The organism is Flavobacterium sp. HTF (assembly GCF_003105115.1).
Lineage (GTDB): Bacteria > Bacteroidota > Bacteroidia > Flavobacteriales > Flavobacteriaceae > Flavobacterium.
Genome location: NZ_QETH01000169.1, coordinates 1 through 2,741, shown reverse-complemented (window position 1 = coordinate 2,741; position 2,741 = coordinate 1). Strand labels below are relative to the sequence as shown.

The 2,741-nt window shown below is 29.0% G+C and carries 3 protein-coding genes; all 3 read right to left on the bottom strand.

What is annotated here, in order from left to right:
- Positions 1-248: 248 nt before the first annotated feature.
- Positions 249-1,013, bottom strand: a complete 765-nt coding sequence (locus DCO46_RS22450; RefSeq protein WP_116754688.1) for a tail fiber protein — start codon at positions 1,011-1,013, stop codon at positions 249-251.
- Between the two features lie 174 nt (positions 1,014-1,187).
- Positions 1,188-1,580, bottom strand: a complete 393-nt coding sequence (locus DCO46_RS22445) for a hypothetical protein (RefSeq protein ID WP_116754687.1) — start codon at positions 1,578-1,580, stop codon at positions 1,188-1,190.
- Positions 1,581-1,856: 276 nt separating this feature from the next.
- Positions 1,857-2,285 carry a hypothetical protein gene (locus DCO46_RS22585; RefSeq protein ID WP_124019594.1) on the bottom strand — a complete coding sequence of 143 codons (429 nt, stop codon included), beginning with the start codon at positions 2,283-2,285 and terminating at the stop codon, positions 1,857-1,859.
- Positions 2,286-2,741 lie beyond the last annotated feature (456 nt).

Genomic DNA, 2,741 nt, shown 5'->3' with positions numbered 1-2,741 from the left:
TAAAATCAAATTTCAAACAAGGAGAATTCTAATTACTATGCATACATATAATTTTTATAGGAAAAATTGAGGATTTAATAAAAATACAGTGTTCTGAAAAAAAATTTGATAAATAAAAAAAGTCAGCCTTAAATCTTGACTTTTTAACACATGCTGGCTGTGAGCAAGACAGATTTTTAAAATGCCTTATCTACAGTTCATAAAAAAGCGAGACAGATGTCTCGCTTTTTTTATAATTTGTTTCAGTTTTATTCTACACAAGCTGCCTCCATTTTTTCGAATCGGTTTTCCAAATTCGTTATTTTTTTGTTTTGTTCAATTACATAAAGTGTTAATTCTTCTATTTTTTGAAGCAACTTTACATTCATTTCTCCCAGAGAAATACCATCTTTAAGAACTTCTGCTTCAGTTGGAATATTTCTCAAATGGCCTTTCTCATTAATATGTTTTTCAACATCTTCGAGAGTTGGCAACTCATATTCTTTTTTAAACACGAAATCTGCCCAGCCAGTAGCCATCACTTTAACTTCTCTTGCCCCTATTGCCCCTTCAACAGCAAGTTTATAGACTCCCGTTGTTGTGGTACCAATACCTAAATTTCCTAAAACATAGCTATTCCCTTTTCCATCTATCTTCAAACTGCCTGATGAAGCTACATCGCTTTTTGAATCTAAAAGATATCTCCAACTCTCCCATGTAGTCTGACCATAAAACGACGTCCTGTAAAGTATTCTGGAACCGTTCCAGGTATTATCAAAATACATTTGTGAGATTAAATGCGCTGATTTACCATATATTTCTAATAAGGAACCATATGTACTAGGAGCACCGACACCTCCATAGTTATCCCATAATTTCATAGACATAGGATCTACACCTGTTCTGGGTGCGCTATTAAAATCTTTTTGCTCTGTTGTCCATTTTAAACTTTTTAAAGCTAAATTACCATCAAATGTTTGGCTGTAAATTGCTGTATTACATATAACAACAATTAGAAATACTACTTTTTTCATTTTTATTTTTTTTTAAACTTAATTATTTTTTTTCTCTCAGCTCCCCACACTAATGCTGTGAGCAGATAAACACTACATATTCAAAACTCTTTTTGACCATGCCAACGAAGAATTAGTATGGAAACAGGGTGCTCACGCCAGATGGCATAAGCCAAATTGACTTTTATAACTCAGCTAAAAATTAATCTTAATATCCTTTTTTATAAAAACATTAAAATCTTCTTGGCTTTTAATTGGGTAATCACCTAACAAGAGACTTTTTTGAGGCTCCTTTTTATTATAAGCTACAACAAACTTATCATTGACTTTAGGCGAAGAAGGAAGTTTGTAAAACAACATATCATAATTATTCATATAACGAATGTTATTGACAGTATATGAATATGTAATTGAACTTCTGCCTACATTATAACCAATTGTTCCTCTATTAAAATACATTTCTACATTACCAATGGAGAAGTCATAATCTCCCAAAGAATCTTCAGCTTTACGTTTATTCATTTTATTACCTACTAATAGCACTATTAAACTAATAATAAGAATAATAATATGATATTTTTTATCCATAACTTTACCTCTACTGGCGCGAGTATCTTACTCGTGAACACTATCTAAATCAATTTATATTTATAAGATAAATTCCTGTTTTATTACCAAATTTGTTTTTTCTACTCATCTTTTTTTATTAGCATGAGCTAACTCTTTTTTGCGTTCACGAGCAAGATGCTCGCGCCAGCGGAGGTAGAGAATGCACTTTATATTTTGTACTAATTACTATTTCATATACCCTGAAAACAATATTTTTGTATTCATGAGCAGAACGGTCTCGCCAAGAGGGGAGTTTTAACGATACTTACTCCAATCTACTTCACCCATTAAATAAAATGAATAAATCAAATTACTAATTATCAATAAAATTATTCCAAACACAATCCAGCCTCCTATTTGATTCTTATTCTTGGAATAATTAGCAAATTCGATATTATATTTTTTCCAATTATCTTTATATTCTATCGTTAGATAATTAAAAGCTATTACTATAATTAATGGTATATAAGCAATAGGCATTGAAATAGAAAGTTCTATAAATGTCTTTTTATAAATCGAATAGTATGCACTAAGTGATATCAATAACCATATTTCTAAGGTAATCATGACAGCACTTGCTTTAAAAGAGGTAAGAAACTTTCCTCCAGATAGTCCTGAACTATATTCTATAGAACGGTAAATCTTATAGAAAAAATAATAATAACTTTTCTTGATAAATTTCACAACTTACATAATTTTAACGATACTTACTCCAATCTACTTCACCCATCAAATAAAATGAATAAAACAAATTACATATTATAAATAAAATTATTCCAAATACAATCCAGCCTCCTATTTGATTCTTATTCTTAGAATAATTAGCAAATTCGATATTATATTTTTTCCAATTATCTTTATATTCTATCGTTAGATAATTAAAAGCTACAATGGGTATGTAAAATATATTTCGTTAAAATTACACCCCAAATTATTGATGTGGCCAGAAAAATAAAAAACAAAAGAGTTAAAAATATCGAAGTTTTTCTGCTAGAAAAAAACATTGGCTTTTCTTTAATTATTTTTATTGACCTACCAGATTTATAAAAATATAAATAATTACAAATATTTATTAAACATATAATACTCCACCATATTACAATATTAGTTTCGATACATCTATAAAGGATTAGTACAATT